Origin of the sequence: Cryobacterium sp. Hh38 (genome assembly GCF_004403235.1) — a bacterium.
Taxonomy (GTDB): domain Bacteria; phylum Actinomycetota; class Actinomycetes; order Actinomycetales; family Microbacteriaceae; genus Cryobacterium; species Cryobacterium levicorallinum.
Window position 1 is genome coordinate 187,040 of the sequence record NZ_SOHD01000042.1, and the last position, 20,020, is coordinate 207,059.

Below are 20,020 nucleotides of genomic sequence, written 5' to 3' on the forward strand. Positions count from 1 at the left end.
ATCTCGGTCGACGGTCGCGTCGTCGTCGCCGATTTCATGCCTGGAACCCTGCTCGGCCCGCTGAAGCTCACGGCCGGCACCCACACCGTCGGAATCTCCGCGGCAGATTCCCTCGAAGTCGGCGGCAGCGCCAACGGCTCGCTACTTCCGTCGATCGCCGTGAGCGGCTCGACGACAGTCACGGTCACGGCCAATCGCAGTTTCACGGCGGTTGCCCACCTCACGGATGCCGGCCTTCCCGCCGCCACCCTGTACAACGATGACACCAAGCCGCTGGCCGCCGGACAGGGCCGCCTCACCGTGCGCCACGTTGTGGCCGCTCCGGCCGTTGACGTTCTCGCCAACGGCGCCGTTGCCGTCGCCGGCCTGACCAATCCGTCGCAGGCCGTGCTCGATCTGCCGGTCGGCACGATCAGCGCCGTCGTGGCCGCCGCCGGAACGACCGCGCCGCTGCTCGGCCCGGCGGAAGTCACGATCGCCCCGCGCACCAACACCATCGTCTACGCCTGGGGCAGCCTCGCTGACGGCACGCTCGCCCTGGCTGTGCAGACGGTGTCCACGAAGTAGCTTCGTCCGGCATAACTCCTGCAATCTGAGCGTCGACCCGGCGCGGGCCCCGGATTTCCGGGGCCCGCGCGGCCGGGTCCGTGAAATTGCAGGAGTTATGCCGCTCGAGCCGGGTGCACCGCGCCGCTGGCTAGACTTTGCGGATGCCCTTGATCGCGATCAACGACCTGAGCGACCCGCGACTGGTCGACTATGCCCACCTCACCGACGTGGCCCTCAAGAAGGCCCGCGGCACCGAACACGGGTTGTACATCGCCGAATCAGCCCTGGTTTTGGAGCGGGCCCTGCGCGCCGGGCACATTCCACGATCCGTGCTCGCGCTCGGCAACACAGCCGATGAGGCGCTCGTGGTGCTCGGCGATTACGCGGCCGAGGTGCCCGTCTTTGTCGGCCCCGGCGAAATGCTCGCCGACCTCACCGGCTACATTCTGCACCGCGGCTTGATCGCCTCGATGCACCGACCCGAACTGCCGAGCGTCGACAGCCTGCTGGCCGATGCGCGTCGCATCGTCATCCTCGAAAACGTGGCCGACCCGACCAACGTCGGCGCCATCTTTCGCTCGGCCGGCGCCATCGGAGCGGATGCCATTCTGGTCACGCCGCGCTGTTCCGACCCGTTCTACCGTCGCGCCATCCGGGTCTCGATGGGCACGGTGCTGCAGGTGCCGTGGACCCGGGCCGGCGACTGGACCGAGACCCGCGCCCTACTCACCCGGCACGGCTTTCATGTGGCGGCCCTCGCGCTGACGCCGGATGCAGTCAGCCTGCGCGATTTTGACGGTACCGCACACGAACGTCTGGCCCTGTTGCTCGGCGCCGAGGGCGAGGGACTCACCCCCAAGGCGCTCGCCGCATCGGACACCGTCGTGCAGATTCCGATGAAGCACGGCATCGACTCCCTCAACGTCGCCGCCGCGAGTGCCGTCGCGATGTGGGCGCTGTCCGGGTAACCCCTTCTGCCACCCGAGCCCGTCGGGCCTAGGCTGGGGGCATGAGCAATGAAGCTGTCATCATCGACGTTCTGCGCACCCCGTCGGGCCGGGGCAAACCCGGTGGAGCCCTGGACGGCATCCATCCGGCCGACCTCCTGGCCACGGTGCTGCGTGAGTTGGTCAGCCGCAACAACCTCGACCCGGCACTGATCGATGACGTGATCGGCGGCTGTGTCAGCCAGGCCGGCGAGCAAGGCAATAACGTGACCCGCACCGCCCTGTTGAGTGCCGGCTTTCCGCACACCGTGCCCGGTACGACGATCGATCGGCAGTGCGGCTCGAGCCAGCAGGCCGCCACTTTCGCCGCCCAGGCCGTGATGAGCGGCAACGCCGACGTGGTCATCGCCTGCGGCGTCGAGTCGATGAGTCGGGTACCCCTCGGGTCTACGGCCGGCGGGCAGGACCCGTTCGGCACGCTCATGCACGAGCGTTACCCCGACGGCCTGGTCAACCAGGGGGTGTCGGCCGAGCTCATCAATCAGAAGTGGAACCTGGGCCGCGACGCCCTCGACAACTACGCGGCCCGCTCGCACCGGCTCGCCGCAGCGGCGGCTGACCGGGGTGATTTCGGCGGCGAAATCGTGGCCGTCACCCGGCCGGACGGCAGCGTGATCAGCGAGGACGAGACCATCCGCCCGGGCACCTCGCATGCTTCACTCGCCGGACTGCGCCCCGCCTTTCGTACCGACACGCTCGCGGAACGCTTTCCGAAGCTCGGCTGGCACGTCACGGCCGGTAACTCCTCACCGCTCACCGATGGCGCCTCGGCGACCCTGATCATGAGCGCCAAGAGGGCCGCGCAGCTCGGTCTGAACCCCCGCGCCCGGTTTCACAGCTTCACCGTGATGGGAAGCGACCCTATGCTCATGCTGACCGGCGTGATTCCGGCGACCCAGCGCATCCTCTCGCGGGCCGGCCTCGGCATCGACGATATCGACGCCTACGAGATCAACGAGGCCTTCGCGAGCGTGCCGCTGGCCTGGCTGCGCGAACTTCACGCCGACCCCGATTGCCTCAACCCGCGCGGCGGCGCCATCGCCCTCGGCCACGCGCTCGGTTCCTCGGGCACGCGCCTGCTCGGCACGCTGCTCAATCACCTCGAAATGACCGGCGGTCGCTGGGGCCTGCAGGCCATGTGCGAGGGCGGCGGCATGGCCAACGCCACCTTGATTGAGAGGCTCTGATGCAGATTGACGGATGCTCCGCCCTCATTACCGGAGGCGCCTCCGGCCTCGGCCTGGCCTGCGTTCGCACCCTGCACGAAGCCGGCGCATCCGTCGTATTGCTGGATCTCCCCGGCGCTCCCGGCGACGCAATTGCCGCCGAGCTCGGCGACCGGGCCCGCTTCGTGGCGGGCGACGTGACGAGCGCCGGCGACGTGCAGGCCGCCGTCGACGCGGCGGTGGCCCAAGCGCCGCTTCGCATCGTGATCAATTGCGCCGGCATCGCGCCCGGCGCCCGCACGGTCGGCCGCGACGGCCCGCTGCCGCTTGAAGATTTTGAGCGGGCGATTCGCATCAACCTGATCGGAACCTTCAACGTCGTGCGGCTGGCTGCCGCCGCGATGCAGCTCACCGAACCCGTCGGAGACCCGGGCCGCCAGGGCGGCGCCGAACGCGGCGTCATCGTCAACACCGCCTCGGTCGCTGCCTTCGACGGGCAAATCGGGCAGGCCGCCTATGCCGCGTCCAAGGGCGGCGTCGCCGCGATGACGCTTCCGCTCGCCCGCGAATTCGCGCAGAGCCTGATTCGAGTGATGTCGATCGCGCCCGGCATCTTCGACACGCCCATGCTGCAGGGGCTGCCGCAGCCGGTGCGGGATTCTCTCGGAGCCCAGGTGCCGCATCCGTCCCGGCTCGGTGACCCTCAGGAGTTCGCATTCCTGGTTCGCCATATCATCGAAAATCCCATGCTCAACGGAGAAACTATCCGACTTGACGGGGCGATTCGGATGCAGCCGAAGTAGAGCTGTAGGTTCGAAGGAACGACTCTTTAGGGGAACCCTCGTATGGCAGTGATATTCGGCACGATCCTCGTTCTGGCCGGGTTCGCCTGTGCCGTCTACGGAGTACTGCTCGTGGCCTGGGCGAACCCAACGACGCCGCTGCCCATGTTCACCAGCGCACCGAGCCGGCCACGGGCATCCGTTTTGTTGAATGTCGGAGCCGTCGCGCTGGTGATCTGGGGCGCGAACCTCATGACGCCGGAGATCGGTGCCTGGGCTTTCGTGCTGCTCACCATTGCCGTGCTGGGACCGTTCATCGTGATTCGCGCCTGGCACAATGGGCGGGTCGCCCGAGGGTCACAGCGCTGATGGAGCTTCTGCTGGGCACCGTTCTCGTCGCCATCTCGACCGCCCTCGGTCTGGCAGGAGCTGCGAGAATATCGGGGCAGAATCGAGGCTCGGGAAACTATGTGAATCCCACGGTTCGCCAGAAGCTGCCCATGCTGGGCTGGAGAATTCTCCACGTCGGCCTACTGGTTTTCGGCGTCCAGCTACTGCACAACGAGCTGGGCACTGTGGCCTATCTCATGTTCGGAATCGTCGTCGTTCTGCCGTTGATCTTCGCCCTGTGGCGCAACAGGCGCCGACCGGTCGAAGCCTGATCAGGCTGGCAGCGGCGTAGACGGCTGCTGCTGCGTAATGCAGTGGATGCCGCCGCCCCGCGCAAACAACGGCCGCGCGTCGACCGACATCAAGCGGCGCCCGGGATAGGCGGCCGCGAGCACGTCGCGGGCCATGGAATCGGACCGCTCCTCGCCGAAGCTGCAGGCGATGACGCCGCCGTTGACGACGAGATGATTGACGTAGTTGTAGTCCACGAACCCCTCGTCGTCGCGCAGCACAGCGGGCGCCGGCAGGTCGATGATTGTGAACGATCGCCCGGCCGCGTCGTGCGCGTCGGCCAGCAGACCGCGAAATTCGCGGGTGAGAGGGTAGTCGGGGTGACCCGGATCGTTCTGGGCGTGCAGCAAAATCGTGCCCGGCGATGGCAGCGCGGCGACCATATCGATGTGCCCACGGGTGCCGAATCGCTCGTGGTCGCGGGTGAGGCCGCGTGGCAGCCAGACGACGTGCTCCGCGCCGATCGTGCGGCGAAGCTCCTCCTCGACCGAGGCGCGCGTGGCGCCGGGGTTGCGACCCGAATCGAGTTGCACGCTCTCCGTCGCCAGCACGGTTCCTGCGCCGTCGACGTGGATTCCGCCGCCCTCGTTCACGAGCGCGGACGACACGACTGCCGCACCGGCGGCATTTGCTACGAATCGGCTGATCTTCGAATCGTGGTCCCAGGTGGCCCAGTCCTGGCCGCCCCAGCCGTTGAAGGTCCAGTCGACGGCGCCGAGCCGGCCGGTGTCGTCGTGCACGAAACTCGGACCGATGTCGCGCATCCAGCTGTCGTTCAGCGGAGCCTCGAGCACCTCGATCTCGGCCGACAGATAGCGCCGGGCTACGGCGCGCTCGGCGGGGTCGACGACCATGCGCACGGGTTCGAATTCGGCCACGGCGTGGGCGACGGCGGCCCAGGTGCGGCGGGCTTCGTGGGCTTCAGTCGCAGTGTAGCCGAGGGTGTAGCCGCCCACCGGAAACGCCATCCACACACGGTCCTGCGGCGCAGTTTCGGCCGGCATGCGCCAGGTCATGCGATCGCCGATCCAAACGGATGCGCCGGGTCGACCGGCGCGACCAGCCCGGCATAACTGTCCGGGCGTCGAGTCATCAGGAAGGGAAACAGGGCGAGCCACTCCTCGCGCTGGGTCAGGTCCAGGTCGGCCACGAGCGCCACCGACTCGCCGCGAGGCGCCTGCACGAGCACCCGTCCGAACGGGTCGGAGATGAACGACGAGCCGTAAAAAGTGAGGTCGCCCTCGTCGCCGTGCCGGTTCGGCACGACCACGAACAGTCCGCTCGTGATGCCGTTGGCCACGATGACCTGCTGCCAGATCGGCTGGGTGTCGAAGTTCGGAAACAGCGGTTCCGATCCGATCGCGGTCGGGTAGGCGAGAATTTCGGCGCCGCCAAGCCCGTACAGCCGGGAGACCTCGGGAAACCACTCGTCCCAGCAGGTGGGTAGCCCCAGGCGCGCACCGGCCACGTCGTAGACCGGGTACGCGTCCTCGGCCGGCCCCGGCCGAAAGTAGGTGTCTTCGTAATACCCGGCCGTGACCGGGATGTGCATTTTGCGCGTGCGACCGAGGAGCTCGCCGGCCGGCGACACCAGAATGGCCGTGTTGTAACCGCGTGGGTCGTTCGGTTCGTCGGCTTCAGCCGGCTGCTCGAACAGCGAAGCGTGCAGGATGACGCTGTGCAGCCGTGCCTGTTCGGCCGCGAAAGCGAAGGTGGGGCCGCCCAGGAGCTGCTCGGCATCCGCTTTGGGAATGCCGGTGGCTCGTACATTGCCGGGGTATTTGCTAAGGGTCAGTTCCGGCAGAAACACGATGCGGGCGCCAGCCTCAGCCGCCAAACGGATGCCCTCGGCCAGCTCCGCCTCGAGCGTCGCGTCGTCCGCGTGCCAGCGATGCTGCACGAGACCGACGCGCAGGGGAGTCCGGTCGGGCTCGCGCACCCGGGTGGGCGAGGCGGGGCTAATCGGGGCCTCGATCAGTCTCATGCGGTCTCCTGGGTATTATTAGCGATCAAACCTGATCCCAATCTACATAATCCGGCTACTTTGCCGCGTGCGCCTCCAAAAACGCATAGACCTCGGAGTCGTCGACCCCGGGAAACGTGCCGGACGGCAGCGGCGACAGCACGTGTGCGTGCAGCCGGGCGCTCGGCCAGGCCCGGCCGGCCCAACGTGCGGCCGCATCCGAGTTCGGCCGACGACAGCACGACTCATCGGGACAGCGCGACACCGTACGCTGCGTGGTCTCCCGCCCGCGAAACCACTTCGCCTGCGCAAACGGCACGCCGACGCTGATCGAAAACTCACCGGCATCCGTTGACCCGGTCTGCGTCGCCGACCAAAACGTACCGGCCGGGGTGTCGGTGTACTGGTAGTACTCGGTGGTGCGGTTGGTGTGGGTGAAGGCGCTGCGGGCGCTCCACTGCTTGCAGACGTACTGGCCCTCGATCGACCCGGTCACGTCCACCGGAAACGGCAGATCGTCGTTCTCGTACCCCTTCTGCAGAGCGCCGTCGCCGTTGACGCGCAGAAAGTGCAGGGTCATATCGAGGTGCGAGGTGGCGAGGTTGGTCAGTCGCAACGCTGCAGCCTCATGGGTCACGCCGAAGGTGTCGCGAAAGTCCTCCACCGACAGCTCGCGCTCCTGCTTGGCATTCGACAGAAAGGCGACGGATGCCTCGCGCGGCATCAAACAGGCCGCCGCGAAGTAGTTGATCTCGAGCCGCTGCCAGAGGAACTCCGCGTAGCTGCCGGGCCGTTCGTGCCCGAGCAGCCGGTGCCCCATCGCCTGCAGGGCCATCGACCGCAGGCCGTGCCCGCCGGGAATCGACGCGGGCGGCAGGTAGATGCGCCCATTGGCCAGGTCTGTCACCGAGCGGGTGGAGTTGGGCAGATCGTTCACGTAGATCAGGCTGAATCCGAGCTGATCGGCCATGACGCTGACCTCGCGGTGGGTGAGTGCGCCCGAGACGTGGCCGCTCGCGCGCACCCGTTCCTCGACCAGTTCCTCGATGGCCGGCAAATAGTTGCTCTGTTCCCGCATCCGCTCGCGCAGTTCGGTGTTGGCTCGCCGCGCCTCTTCCGGCGTCGCGATGGCTTCGCTGGCCCGGCGGGACAGCTCCCGGTGCAGGCCGAGCAACGATTCGATGGCGGGCAGCGGCATCCCCTTAGTGACTTTTACGACGGGCAGGCCGAGCGCCCCGTAGAGCGGATTTTTCTGGGCACGGTCCAGTTCGATCTCGAGCGCCGCCCGATTGTTTGGAGCTTCGCGGCGCAGCAGCTCGGCCAGGTCTACAGCGAGGGCCGTCGCGAGATCCTGCAGGGTCGACAGCTTCGGCTCGCGACGGCCGTTCTCGATCAGCGACAGCTGACTGCCGGCGAGGTGAACGAGCGCACCCAGTTGGTCGAGGGTGAGACCGCGCTCCCCCCGAAAGTGACGGATGCGATGGCCGAGCAGGATCAGATCGGAGGCTTGAGGCGACATTCCTTAACGATATCTAAAGAACTACATTTCTTAAGTAGCAATATTGCAGGTTTGGGGCTCAAAGCAGGGCCATTGTTGGTGTGTAAGACGAAATTATGGTTTTGCAGAGCGTCTGACAGCAACGGGGCCCGACGTTTTTGACCACTTCGCAACTTTTTCTCGATACCCGGCGACCGGAAAGGCCAGCATATGACTCTCACCAAATCTTCCCTCCAGACCAACGGGGATTCGTACCCGACGCGCACGGGCAGCACCGACCCCAACCTGCAGGCCTGGGTTGATGAGATTGCCCGCCTGACCGAGCCCGACGCGATCGTCTGGTGCGACGGCTCCAAGCGCGAGGCCAACGAGCTCTCCAAACTGCTCGTCGCCTCCGGCCAGCTCATCCGCCTAAACCCGGAATGGCGCCCCAACAGCTTTCTCGCCCGCACCAACCCGAAAGACGTTGCCCGCGTCGAAAACCGCACCTTCATCTGCTCCAACGATGAAGCGGATGCCGGCCCCACCAATAACTGGGCCGCACCGGTCAAGATGCGCGCCGAACTGCGTGGTGTCTTCGCCGGCAGCATGCGCGGTCGGACAATGTACATCGTGCCGTTCTCGATGGGCCCGCTCGGCGGACCCATCTCGCAGCTGGGCGTTGAGATCACCGATTCCCCCTATGTCGTGCTCAACATGGGCATTATGACGCGGATGGGCGAGACCGTGCTGACTATGATCGAAGCCGGCGACCCGTGGGTGCACACCGTGCACAGCGTCGGGTACCCGCTCGTCGACGCATCGGGAATCACCCGTCCCGATGTGGAATGGCCCTGCAACGATGACAAGTACATCGTGCAGTTCCCCGATACCCGCGAGGTCTGGTCCTACGGCTCCGGCTACGGCGGAAACGCCCTGCTCTCCAAGAAGTCCTTTGCGCTGCGCATCGCGTCGGTGATGGGCCGCGATCAGGGCTGGCTGGCCGAGCACATGCTGATCATCAAGCTGATCTCACCCGAGGGTGGCGTGTTCCACGTGGCCGCTGCCTTCCCCTCCGCCTGTGGCAAGACGAACCTGTCGATGCTGCGCCCGACCATTCCCGGATGGAAGGTCGAGACCATCGGCGACGACATCGCGTGGCTGCGCCAGGGCGAAGACGGACGCCTCTGGGCGATCAACCCGGAAGCCGGCTTCTTCGGAGTCGCCCCCGGAACCGGTGAAACCACCAACCCGACCGCCGTCTCCACCATGTGGGGCAACACGATCTTCACCAACGTCGCCCTGCGTGACGACGGAGATGTCTGGTGGGAAGGGCTCACCGACAAGGCTCCCGATCACCTGATCGACTGGCAGGGTAAGGACTGGACGCCCGACTCCGGTCGAACCGCCGCCCACCCGAACTCGCGCTTCACCGTTGCGGCCGCCCAGTGCCCGTCGATCGCCGACGACTGGGAAGCGGCCGGCGGCGTGCCGATCGACGCCATCGTCTTCGGCGGCCGTCGCGCGACCAACGTTCCGCTGGTCGCCCAGGCCCGCAGTTGGAAGCACGGCGTCTTCATGGGAGCGACGATCTCCTCCGAGAAGACCGCGGCCGCTGACGGCATCGTCGGCGAGCTGCGTCGGGACCCGTTCGCGATGCTGCCGTTCTGCGGCTACAACATGGCCGACTACTGGGGCCACTGGCTCAAGGTCGGCAAGGAACTCGGCACCAACGCCCCGGCGATCTTCCAGGTGAACTGGTTCCGCAAGGGCCCGGACGGCGACTTCATCTGGCCCGGATTCGGCGAGAACTCGCGGGTTCTCGAATGGATGATTCGTCGCATCGAGGGCAGCGCCGACGCCGTCGACACCCCGATCGGACTGCTGCCGGCCGAAGGTGCGCTGAACCTGGACGGTCTCGACCTGTCCAAGGAATCCGTTGACCAGCTGTTTGCGATCGACCAGACCAGCTGGCTCGCCGAGTGCGACCTGACCGAGGAATACTTCGACAAGTTCGGCGACAAGGTTCCGCCGGCACTGCGCGCCGAACTCGCAAGCGTGCGCTACCACCTCAAGGACTAGTTCCTGCAGTGCGAACGACCCCGTCACGCAGGTGGCGGGGCCGTTCGTGTTCCTCCCGTGCGTGCATTACTTTCCGGGCCCGGAAAGCGGGCCCATGATCTATCGTGGGCCGGGTGTCACAAGGTGGGCCCAGGGCCTCATAGACCGGCATCGCGCAGGAACCCGCCGGGAACCGGCCGAACGGCCCGCGCGCGGCGGTCGTAGGATGCCAGCATGCATGACGACAGCGCACTGGTCGAGGCCCGGCTGAACCGTTTTGTTCGCGAACGGTTGCAGCCAGCGATCTACCGGGCCACCGCGCCGCTCACGGTCACCGCCTGGGTCGCGCCGGGGGAGCCGGTCTCGTTTGCCGAGGCGGTCTCGCATCCGTTTGAACCATTCGTCGTCGGCGAGTCGTGGGGAAGGCCGTGGGGCACTGTCTGGTTTCATCTCACCGGAGTGGTACCGTCCAAATGGGCCGGCCTGGCCGATACCCGCATCGAGGTCGTCGTCGACCTCGGGTTCACCGTCGCTGTGCCGGGCTTCCAGGCCGAGGGCACCGCCTATAGCTCGAATGGCCGGGTCCTCAAGGGCGTGGAATCGTTAAATCGCACCGTGACGGTGGTCGGCGACACCATTGACCTCTATATCGAGGCCGCCGCCAACCCTAATATCGCCGCCGACTTCAGCTTCACTCCCACCCTGCTCGGCGATCTTGGCACCGCCGGCAGCACACCGCTCTACCTGCTTCGCCAAGCGGATGTCGCCCAGCGCGACACGCAGGTCTGGCAGCTCGCCCAGGACGTGTTCACACTCGACGGACTGCGCCGCGAGCTTTCGGCCGCATCGCCGCGGCGGGCGAACATTCTACGCGCCCTGGAACGCTGCCTCGATCTGCTCGACCCCAACGATGTGGGCGGCACCGCGGAAGCCGGACGCGCCGCCCTGGCTCCGGTGCTCGCCAGCCCAGCCAACGCCAGCGCGCACCGGGTGCACGCGGTTGGCCACGCGCACATCGACAGCGCGTGGCTCTGGCCGGTACGTGAGACCGTGCGCAAGGTCGCACGCACCTGGTCCAACGTGCTCGACCTGATCGACCGGCACCCCGACTTTGTGTTCGCGGCCTCGTCGGCGCAGCAGTATGCCTGGCTCCAGCAGTTCTACCCGGAGCTGTTCGAACGCGTGCGTAAAGCCGTCGCGGCCGGCAACTTCGTTCCGGTCGGAGGGATGTGGGTTGAATCCGACACGAATATGCCCGGCGGCGAGGCCCTGGCCCGGCAATTCGTGGCCGGCAAGGGGTTCTTTCTGCGCGAGTTCGGGGTGGAACCGCTCGAAGTCTGGCTGCCCGACTCGTTCGGCTACTCCGCGGCACTTCCTCAAATCGTGTGTGCCGCCGGCAGTCGCTGGTTTCTCACCCAGAAGCTGTCCTGGAACGACACGAATCTGTTTCCGCACCACAGCTTTCTCTGGGAGGGGCTCGACGGCAGCCGCGTCTTCACGCACTTTCCACCGGTTGCCGAGTACAACGCGCAGCTCTCCGGTCTGGAACTGGCCAGGGCCGAGCGGTTGTTCGCGGAGAAGGGCGTGGCCAATACCTCGCTCGTGCCGTTCGGTTGGGGCGACGGTGGCGGCGGTCCGACCGAGGAGATGATCGCCGCTGCCCACCGTACCGCGTCGCTTGAGGGATCGCCGACGGTCGAACTGTCCAGCCCGCGGCGGTTCTTTGAAGCGGCGGAGGCCGAGTATGCGGCGCCGCCGGTGTGGTCGGGCGAGTTGTATCTGGAGTTTCACCGCGGCACGCTCACCTCCCAGGCTCGCACCAAGCAGGGGAATCGGCGCTGCGAGCACCTGCTGCGGGAGGCGGAACTGTGGGCGACGACGGCCGCCGTGCGCGTGGGGGCGCAGTATCCGCGGGCGGCACTCGAGAACGCGTGGCAGACGGTGTTGCTGCAACAATTTCACGACATCCTTCCGGGGTCATCGATCGCTTGGGTGCACGCGCAGGCCGAGCGCGAGTATGTGCGGGTCGCTGGCGTGCTCGATGGGGTGATTGTGGCATCCGTTCGTGCGCTCGTCGGGCCGGGCGATGGCGCGGTCGTGCTCAATGCGGGGCCCTATGCGCGGGCGGGCGTGCCGGCGCTCGGCGGCAGCGCGAGCGCCGATACTCAGGGTGTCGATGCTCTCGCCGCCGGTGCTGCGGGTGACGAGGCGACGAGCGCGGAGGGTACGGGCCGGGATGCTGGGGAGACTGCTCCCGTGCGCGCTTCCGCGACTGCGGTGGGGGACGCTGCCGCCGCGCACGCCGGGGCCATAATCTCACGCACTCCGGCCGGCTGGGTCCTGACGAACGAGCACGTCTCCGTCACGATCGACGACGACGGACTGTTCACCTCGGTTTACGATCGGCACGTTGACCGCCAGGTCGTGCCGGCCGGAGCGCGAGCCAACCTGCTCACCCTGCACCGGGACACCCCCACTCAGTGGGATGCCTGGGACATCGACACCCCGCACGCGCGCCTGTTCGAGGCACTCACCGATGCCGACTCGGTTGAGCAGCTCGACCAGCGTCCGGTCGGCCAGGTCGGCGTGCGCGTCACACGACGATTTGGCGAGTCTTCGGTCGTCGAAGATGTGACTCTCGCGTCGGATTCAAGCGCGATCGACCTGCACGTCAAAATCGACTGGCATGAGCGGCAGAAGCTGCTGCGACTGAACTTTCCGCTCGACGTCAAGGCTGACCGGGCCTCCTCCGAGATCCAGTTCGGGCACATATTCCGCCCGACGCATGCGAACACCTCCTGGGATACTGCCCGTTTCGAAACCGTCGCCCACCGCTGGGTCCACGTCGGCGAACCGGGTTTCGGCGTCGCGGTTGCCAACGACTCCACCTATGGCCACGCGATCATCCGCACCGCGTTTGCTCCAGGCGAAACGGATGCTCCACGGCGTGACCCCGGCACCGGGCAGGACGCGAACGCAGCTGGGTATTCCAGCCCCGGCGAGGATGCCAGCGTCAGCCAGGGTTCCAGCCGTGACGGAGAAGTCCGCGTCGGCAGCACCGCCAGCCCCGACCGGGTGACGGATACGGCCCCGCCCGCAGCGGCGGCCCGCATCGGCACTACCGTTGCACTGACTCTGCTACGGGCCGCCGTCTATCCCGACCCGACCGCCGATCAGGGCGAGCACGAATTCCGCGTCGCCCTCCGCGTCGGCGCGAGTATTCCCGACGCGGTATATGAGGGCTACCGGCTGAACCTACCGCTGCGCACCGTCGCGGGCATCGGCCCTACGCCGATCGAGCCGCTCTTCACGGTCGACAACCCTGCCGTGGTCATCGAGGCGGTCAAGCTCGCCGAAGACGGCAGTGGCGACGTGATCGTGCGGATCTACGAGGCGCACGGGACCCGGTCCCGGGCCCGGGTCATCCGCTCATTCGCCGCAGCCGAAGCACACGAGACGGACCTGCTCGAGCGCCCAGTCGCACCGGCCGCCATCATTGCGACGGATGACGCCGTCCTGACCCTGGAATTGCGCCCCTTCCAGCTCGTGACGCTGCGCTACCCTTCCATCCATTGAACGCGAGAGCGCAAAAAGTGCCCGATTGAGAGTTCCAATCGGGCACTTTTTGCGCTCTCGCGGGGTGTTAGACCAGCAGCTGGTGCTTGGCCAGGTCGCGGTACAGCGGGGTGGAGACGACGAGTTCGGAGTGGGTGCCGACGCCGACGACCTCGCCGTGGTCGAGCACCACGATTTGGTCGCTGTCGACCACGGTGGACAGGCGGTGCGCGATCACGATGAGCGTGCGGTCCACCGCGACGGCGTCGATGGCTTCGCGCATCATCTGCTCGTTCTTGCCGTCGAGGCTGGAAGTAGATTCATCGAGCAGAAGAATCGGCGGGGCCGCGAGCAGCGCCCGGGCGATTGCGAGCCGCTGGCGTTCTCCGCCGGAGAGTTTCACACCCGATTCGCCGACCGCCGCGCCGAGCCCGGCTGGGTCGCGGTCGAGCACTTCACCCAGATTGACCGCCTGCAGCACCTTGATGCAGTCCTCATCGGTGGCATCGGGGGTGGCGAGCGTGAGATTGTCGCGCAGCGAACCGGCCAGGACCGGGGCGTCCTGCTCGACGTAGCCGATCTGCGCGCGCAGCGCGGTGCGATCCAGCGAACGAATATCCAGCCCACCGAGCCGCACGGTGCCGTCCGAGACATCGTAGAACCGCTCGATCAGGGCGAGGATGGTGCTCTTGCCAGCGCCGCTGGGCCCGACGAGCGCGGTGCGCAGCCCGCGCGGAGCGCTGAACGAGACTCCCTTGAGCACCGGGCGCGGGCCCAGGGAAGACTCCCCGATGGAATCGGCGTCGAGATCAGCGTCCGTTTCGGCCGAGCCGGCAGTATCCGTTGTCGGCGCAGCGTCTGAACCAGCGGCGACCTCAGCCGGAGCCACCGCGTAGCCGAAGTGCACGTTCTCGAAGCTGATCGCGGCGGCTTCCGGGTTGACTTTGTCGTTGGCGGCGCCGACGGTCATGGCGAGCGGCGCGATGTCGCGGTCGAATTGATCCTCGGTGGGCAGGTCGATGATCTCCTGGATGCGGCCGAGCGCTCCGAGAGCCGAGTTGACCGAGGTGATCGCGCCGAAGAACTGGCCGAGCGGCATGATCATCATGAACAAGAACAGAATGAACGCGACCAGGTTGGCCACGGTGATGGCGTCGCTCGCAACGCGAAAACCGCCGACGCCCAGCACGACCAGGAAAGACACCTGCATGGCGATGCCGGCGATCGGCACGACGAGGGCACTGATCTTGGCGACCTTGATACCCATGCGCCAGGCGCCGCGGGCATCTTCTTCGATCACGGACGTCTCACGCTCGGTCGCGTTCGCGGCGCGCACGGTGCGAATGGCACTGATGGCACGCTCGACGCTCGCGGCGAGGTCACCGACCTTCGCCTGCGCGGCCTGGCTCGCGGTGCGGATGCGCCGGGACAACAGGGTGACGGTGACCACCGACACCGCGATCACGAGCACGGTCAGCCCGAGCAGAACCGGGTCGATAATGAGCATGGCCACGAGCGCGCCGATGAAGGTGAGCGAGCCGCCGATCGCTTCGACCAACCCCTGCGTGAGCACCGCGCGCAGCAGGGTGGTATCGCTGCCGACGCGGGAGACGAGGTCGCCGGTGCGGCGCGCATCGAATTCGCTGATCGGCAGGCGCAGCAGGCGTCCGACCAGCTTGCGGCGGCTGGAGAGCACGACTCCCTCACCGGTGCGCTGAAGCAGGTAGTGCTGGTACCCGCTGATCAGGCCCGAGATTACCACGAGCGCAATGAGTACTCCAACCAGCGAACCGAGCGGGTCACCGGCCTGCACGATCGTGATGACCTGACTCACCAGCAGCGGCTGGGCCAGGCTCGCGGCCGCACCGAGCACGCTCAGGACGATGACGACGCCGAGCACCTTCTTGTGCTCGAAGAGGTAGGGCAGCAGCTGGCTGAACTTCGCGCGCGGACCGGTCGGGGCTGGCCGGCCGCGTCGGCCGCGCGGCGGCTTGACGGCCTTCTGGGCAGCGGATGAATCGGGCGTGCGGGTTGCGGTGGTCACTGATTCATCTTAACCGTTCGGCGTCCGAGCCTCCCCGCAATCCCGCCATCGGTCTACAGTGGGGCACTGTGCCGGAACCTGTCATTGTCACCCGAAATCTCGTCAAGAGCTATTCCGTCAACGGCTCGAAAAACTTCGTCGCCGTCGACGGGATCAGTTTCGAAGTGGCCCCGGGGGAGTCCTTCGGGTTGCTCGGCCCCAACGGCGCCGGAAAATCCACGACGATGCGCTTGATCGGCGCGGTGTCCACCCGCACGAGTGGCGACCTCACGGTGCTCGGCCTCGACCCGAACCGGTACGGTCCCGAGATTCGTTCCCAACTCGGCGTGGTGCCGCAGGAGAATAACCTCGACCTCGAGCTGAAGGTGCGGGAAAATCTGCTGGTCTACGGCCGCTACTTCGGGCTGCCGCGCGCCCGAGTCGCCCGCCGGGCCGACGAACTGCTCGAGTTCGCCCAGCTCCAGGACAAGGCCACAGCCAAGGTCGACGACCTCTCCGGTGGCATGAAACGGCGCCTCACCATCGCCCGGGCGCTTATTAACGACCCGCGCATCCTGCTGCTCGACGAGCCGACCACCGGACTCGACCCGCAGGCACGCCACATTCTCTGGGACCGCCTGTTTCGACTCAAGGAACAGGGCACGACGCTGCTCGTCACCACCCACTACATGGACGAAGCCGAGCAGCTCTGCGACCGCCTCATCGTCGTCGACAAGGGCCGCATCATGGCCGAGGGTTCTCCGGCCGACCTGATCCGCCGGTATTCCTCCCGCGAGGTCCTCGAGGTGCGCTTCGGCTCAGCCCAGAATGCCGAGGTCGCCGACCGCCTTCAAAGCTTCGGCGGGAGCGGTTTCGGCGAACGGGTCGACGTGCTGCCCGACCGCATTCTGGTCTACAGCGATAGCGGCGAGCGAGAATTAGAGCGGATGACCGCGGCCGGCCTGCACCCGATCACGAGCCTGGTACGCCGTTCCAGCCTCGAGGACGTGTTCCTCCGTCTCACCGGCCGAAACCTGATCGAATGAGCGCGGGCGATTTCGACAACGCTCGGGATGCTGGCGGGGCGACCGACAGCATCCGTTCGCAGGCAGTCGCGGCGGCTGTCGTCTCGGCCGCCCGCACCCGCCGCTACGGCTCCTGGTATGTGGCCGAGCACCGGTTTCGGGTCATGCGGTCGTACGCGCAGACGGTGCTGTTCACCGCGATCGGCAGCTCGCTCGTCTACCTCTACGCGATGGGCGTTGGCCTGGCCAGCCTGGTCGACGGCAATCTCGGCGACAACGCCGTCAACGGGGTCAGCTACCTTGAATTTCTCGCACCGGCGCTGCTCGCGAGCAGCGCGATTGCAGTCGCCTCCGAGGAGTTCAGCTACCCGATCATGCTCGGCTTCAAATGGAACCCGACCTTCTTCGGTATGAACGCGAGTTCGATTCAACCCGGTCAGATCATCAACGGCATCGTCATCTCGGTAACGGCACGCATGCTGCTCACCTGCGCCATCTTCTATGTCTTCATGCTCATTTTTGGTGCGGTTCCTGGCCCGCTCGGTGCCGTGGCGGTGCTCGTGGCGCTACTCACCGGCCTCTCGTTCGGCGCGCTCCTGATGGCGTACACGGCCACCCTCAAGGACGACACCGGCCAGCTCGCCATGGTGCAGCGCTTCGTGATTCTGCCGATGACGCTGTTCTCCGGCACGTTCTTTCCGCTCGACGTGCTGCCGACCTACCTGCAGTGGCTCGGCTGGATCTCACCGCTCTGGCACGGCACCGAACTGTCCCGCGTCTTCGCCTATGGCCGACCGGAACCGATCTGGCTGAGCGTCCTGCACGCGCTCTATCTGGCCGCCCTGCTCGCTGTCGGCTGGATCTGGGCGCGTCGCCTCACGGCCGCGAGGTTGAACAAATGAGGTTTTCGTCGACGCTCGTCACTGCTGCTCGCCCGCCACGGCTGTTCGGAAGCCGTGGTGTCGGTAAGTATTACGCCGGTAATGCGCGCAGCGTGATGGCGCGCGGCTGGCGTGCGACGCGCAGCACCAACTCGCTCGTTGTGCTCAGCGGAATGGTCGAGCCGATCTTCTACCTGCTGTCGATGGGCCTCGGCCTGGGGGCGCTGATCGGCCAGGTACAGACCGACGGCGGCCAGAGCGTGCCGTACGCCGCTTTCATCGCCCCGGCGCTGCTCGCCGTCGCCGCGATGAACGGTGCCATCTACGATTCGACCTGGAACGTCTTCTTCAAGATGCAATTCGCCAAACTCTACGAGGGGATGCTGGCCACCTCGCTTGGCCCGCTCGACGTGGCCTTCGGCGAGATCTCGCTCGCCCTGGCGCGGGGGCTGCTCTACGCGACCGGATTCCTGCTCGTGATGCAGGCGCTCGGCCTGAACCTGTCCTGGTGGGCGCTGCTCGCGCTGCCGGCGGTGCTGCTGATCGCGTTTGGATTCGCATCCGTCGGCATGGCGGTGACCAGTTATATGAAGACGTTCCAGCAGATGGACTGGATCACCTTCGTGCTGCTACCGATGTTTTTGTTCTCGGCCACGTTCTACCCGCTGAGCGTGTATCCGCCGGGCGTTCAGTATGTGATTCAGGCGCTGCCGCTCTGGCATGGTGTCGAGCTCGTGCGCGGCCTGACCACCGGCCAGGTGGATGCTGGCCTGCTCTGGCACGTGCTCTACTACGCCGTCATGATCGTGATCGGCGTGGTCATGACCACCCGTCGCCTGAAAGCCCTGTTCCTGACTTAGACAACGCTCCCCCTCGCCAGCGGCAAGGGGGAGCGGATGCTGGTGCGGCTGGACCTACCGGTGCAGGTCGAGGTCCTTCGTTTCGCGGCTCAGGATCAGCGCGATCAGGGTGATGGTGCCCATGATCGAGAGGTAGATGCCGACCCAGAACGGGCTGCCCTCGCCGATTGTCCACAGCCAGACGGCGATGAACGGGGCGACGGCCGCGCCGAGAATGGAGCTCATGTTGTAGGCGAACGCGGAGCCGGTGTAGCGCACGCTGGTCGGGAACAGCTCGGGCAGCAGCGCGCCCATCGGCCCGAAGGTCATGCCCATGAGTGAGAATCCGACGATGAGGAACAGCATGACGCTGAGGTCGCCGGCACCGAGCAGGGGCACGAAGAGAAACCCGAACACGATGATGAACATGGTCACGATGATGAGCGTCTTGCGGCGCCCGTGCTTGTCGGCCCACGGGCCGGAGGCGAGGGTGAAAATTCCGAAGAACACCACGCCGAGAATCATCATGAGGATGAAGGTGTTGTAGCTGAATCCGAGCCCCGGCAGTGCGGCATCCGTTGCGGCACGGCCGTAACTGAGAGTGAACGTGGTCATCAGGTAGAACAGCACGTAGGTGGCGAGCATGATGAACGTGCCGAGGATGAGTTCGCGCCAGTTCGACTTGAATACCGCAGCGAGCGGCAGCTTCTCGACACGCTTGGCCTGGACGACCTTCGTGAAGACCTCGCTTTCGACCAGGCGCAGACGCACCCAGAGTCCGACGATGACCATGACGGCCGAGAACAGGAAGGGGATGCGCCAGGCCCATTCGAGGAATGCCTCGGACGGGCGGGTCGGGTCGGTCGACGGCAGTGCGAGCGCGAGGCCGAGAAATAGGCTGTTGGCGATGATGAAGCCGAGCGGGGCGCCGACCTGGGGGAAGGTGCCGTACCAGGCACGCTTGCCGACCGGGGCGTTTTCGGTTGCCACGAGTGCAGCGCCGCTCCATTCCCCGCCGAGGGCGAAGCCCTGGGCCAGGCGCAGAATGACGAGCATGAACGGTGCCCACCAGCCGATCATGTCGTAGGTCGGCAGTAGGCCGATCAAAAACGTCGCGATGCCCATGGTGAGCAGTGCACCGACCAGGGTGGCCTTGCGTCCCTTGCGGTCACCGAAGTGGCCGAAGAACAGGGCGCCGATCGGGCGGGCGACCATGGCGGCGCCGAACACGGCGAAGGAGGCGAGCAACGCGGTGGTCTCGTTGCCGGTGGGAAAGAACAGGTGCGGAAACACGAGGACGGCGGCGGTGGCGTAAACGTAGAAGTCGTAGAACTCAATGGTCGTGCCGATGAGGCTCGCCATGATGACGCGGCTCTTCGGATTGAGCGGTGTGGTCGGCGTCGGAATTGACGCTGTGGTTGTTGACATGGGGGTGGAACGCTCCGGTGGGATGGCTGAGCGCCAACGAAACCCGCAAGTCGATCGGACTTCCCGCGGTAGCGTTTACGCACGAATGATGGTGTGGCCGCGTGTAGAGGTCACCAATTACCCTACCCCCGGGGGGTCTGGGTCAACGCGCGACAGCGGATACTACGCGTGAAGCACTGGTGTGCCGACTTTCGCGGAGAAAAAGCTATTTCCAGAGTACCGCGATGACCACGTTGACCAGGGTGAGGGCTCCAATGGCCCAGAGCACGAGCGATGAGACGCTCGGCTTCTTGCGGTTCACGATGACCAGCACGGTGATCACGATGAGCACGAGCAGCTTGATGCCGATTTTGGTGTTGTCGATGTGACCGAGGGTACCCACCTGGATGACGCCGACGAGGAGCAGGCCGGTGACCAGCTGGGTCAGCGCACCGTGGAACATGGCGGCGACGATCGTGCCCTTGCCGGCAATGATCGCCTTGATCTGCACCAGAAAGCCGCCGAGTAGCGAGGCGAGGCCGACGAAGTGCAGAATGAGCAGAATATTGCGCAGAAGGTCCATGCGTTCAGCCTAGGTGACGAC

General features: G+C 66.3%; 17 protein-coding genes. 11 read left to right on the forward strand and 6 right to left on the reverse strand.

The features are described 5' to 3' along the window. The 6 genes from E3T41_RS15030 (at position 1) to E3T41_RS15055 (ending at position 4,166) form a co-directional block, all read left to right on the forward strand. Positions 1-567 carry a DUF4397 domain-containing protein gene (locus E3T41_RS15030; protein ID WP_255455295.1) on the forward strand — a complete coding sequence of 189 codons (567 nt, stop codon included), beginning with the start codon at positions 1-3 and terminating at the stop codon, positions 565-567. Between the two features lie 143 nt (positions 568-710). Continuing rightward, complete coding sequence (locus E3T41_RS15035; protein ID WP_134479273.1) at positions 711-1,517, forward strand: RNA methyltransferase; 807 nt, start codon at positions 711-713, stop codon at positions 1,515-1,517. A gap of 41 nt (positions 1,518-1,558) precedes the next feature. Beyond that, the gene (locus E3T41_RS15040; protein WP_104133329.1) at positions 1,559-2,743 is read left to right on the forward strand and encodes a thiolase family protein; all 1,185 of its coding nucleotides are present in this window, start codon (positions 1,559-1,561) and stop codon (positions 2,741-2,743) included. Beyond that, positions 2,743-3,525 carry an SDR family NAD(P)-dependent oxidoreductase gene (locus tag E3T41_RS15045; protein ID WP_092448943.1) on the forward strand — a complete coding sequence of 261 codons (783 nt, stop codon included), beginning with the start codon at positions 2,743-2,745 and terminating at the stop codon, positions 3,523-3,525. Before E3T41_RS15040 ends, E3T41_RS15045 begins: the two co-directional genes overlap by 1 nt. 42 nt (positions 3,526-3,567) lie before the next feature. Beyond that, entirely contained in the window at positions 3,568-3,873 is a 306-nt protein-coding gene (locus E3T41_RS15050; protein ID WP_092448942.1) for a hypothetical protein, read from the forward strand. Beyond that, positions 3,873-4,166 (forward strand): hypothetical protein, encoded by a 294-nt coding sequence (locus tag E3T41_RS15055; RefSeq protein WP_092448941.1) that lies wholly within the window; start codon positions 3,873-3,875, stop codon positions 4,164-4,166. The genes E3T41_RS15050 and E3T41_RS15055 overlap by 1 nt, the downstream gene beginning before the upstream one ends. Here E3T41_RS15055 and E3T41_RS15060 read toward each other — a convergent pair whose 3' ends face one another. Genes E3T41_RS15060 through E3T41_RS15070 form a run of 3 tightly spaced genes read right to left on the reverse strand, consistent with a single transcriptional unit; the run spans position 4,167 to position 7,667 of the window. Continuing rightward, entirely contained in the window at positions 4,167-5,201 is a 1,035-nt protein-coding gene (locus E3T41_RS15060; RefSeq protein WP_134479274.1) for an agmatine/peptidylarginine deiminase, read from the reverse strand. Beyond that, positions 5,198-6,169 carry a nitrilase-related carbon-nitrogen hydrolase gene (locus tag E3T41_RS15065; protein ID WP_134479275.1) on the reverse strand — a complete coding sequence of 324 codons (972 nt, stop codon included), beginning with the start codon at positions 6,167-6,169 and terminating at the stop codon, positions 5,198-5,200. Before E3T41_RS15065 ends, E3T41_RS15060 begins: the two co-directional genes overlap by 4 nt. 55 nt (positions 6,170-6,224) lie before the next feature. Beyond that, a complete protein-coding gene (locus E3T41_RS15070; RefSeq protein WP_134479276.1) occupies positions 6,225-7,667 on the reverse strand; it encodes a helix-turn-helix domain-containing protein in 1,443 nt (480 codons plus the stop codon). A 189-nt stretch (positions 7,668-7,856) separates the two neighbouring features. Here E3T41_RS15070 and E3T41_RS15075 point away from each other — a divergent pair, with 189 nt between their 5' ends. Continuing rightward, on the forward strand, positions 7,857-9,707 hold the full coding sequence (locus E3T41_RS15075; RefSeq protein WP_092448937.1) for a phosphoenolpyruvate carboxykinase (GTP): 1,851 nt from the start codon (positions 7,857-7,859) through the stop codon (positions 9,705-9,707). A 213-nt stretch (positions 9,708-9,920) separates the two neighbouring features. Continuing rightward, on the forward strand, positions 9,921-13,262 hold the full coding sequence (locus tag E3T41_RS18020) for a glycoside hydrolase family 38 C-terminal domain-containing protein (RefSeq protein ID WP_166791587.1): 3,342 nt from the start codon (positions 9,921-9,923) through the stop codon (positions 13,260-13,262). Between the two features lie 67 nt (positions 13,263-13,329). On the opposite strand, the gene E3T41_RS15090 is transcribed toward E3T41_RS18020, so the two are convergent. Further along, on the reverse strand, positions 13,330-15,285 hold the full coding sequence (locus E3T41_RS15090) for an ABC transporter ATP-binding protein (protein ID WP_104133324.1): 1,956 nt from the start codon (positions 15,283-15,285) through the stop codon (positions 13,330-13,332). A 68-nt stretch (positions 15,286-15,353) separates the two neighbouring features. Between E3T41_RS15090 and E3T41_RS15095 the strand changes: the two genes are divergently transcribed. The 3 genes from E3T41_RS15095 to E3T41_RS15105 are packed head-to-tail and all read left to right on the forward strand — an operon-like array spanning position 15,354 to position 18,030. Continuing rightward, positions 15,354-16,310 carry an ABC transporter ATP-binding protein gene (locus tag E3T41_RS15095; RefSeq protein WP_092448987.1) on the forward strand — a complete coding sequence of 319 codons (957 nt, stop codon included), beginning with the start codon at positions 15,354-15,356 and terminating at the stop codon, positions 16,308-16,310. After that, positions 16,307-17,191 carry an ABC transporter permease gene (locus E3T41_RS15100; protein WP_134479277.1) on the forward strand — a complete coding sequence of 295 codons (885 nt, stop codon included), beginning with the start codon at positions 16,307-16,309 and terminating at the stop codon, positions 17,189-17,191. Before E3T41_RS15095 ends, E3T41_RS15100 begins: the two co-directional genes overlap by 4 nt. Next, positions 17,188-18,030, forward strand: coding sequence for an ABC transporter permease (locus tag E3T41_RS15105; RefSeq protein ID WP_134479278.1), 843 nt, complete (start codon positions 17,188-17,190; stop codon positions 18,028-18,030). Before E3T41_RS15100 ends, E3T41_RS15105 begins: the two co-directional genes overlap by 4 nt. Positions 18,031-18,084: 54 nt before the next feature. On the opposite strand, the gene E3T41_RS15110 is transcribed toward E3T41_RS15105, so the two are convergent. Together E3T41_RS15110 and E3T41_RS15115 are read right to left on the reverse strand one after the other, a co-directional pair. Continuing rightward, positions 18,085-19,437: an MFS transporter gene (locus tag E3T41_RS15110; RefSeq protein WP_198415525.1), complete on the reverse strand. Its 1,353-nt coding sequence runs from the start codon at positions 19,435-19,437 to the stop codon at positions 18,085-18,087. A 205-nt stretch (positions 19,438-19,642) separates the two neighbouring features. Beyond that, entirely contained in the window at positions 19,643-19,999 is a 357-nt protein-coding gene (locus E3T41_RS15115; RefSeq protein ID WP_092448933.1) for a hypothetical protein, read from the reverse strand. Positions 20,000-20,020 lie beyond the last annotated feature (21 nt).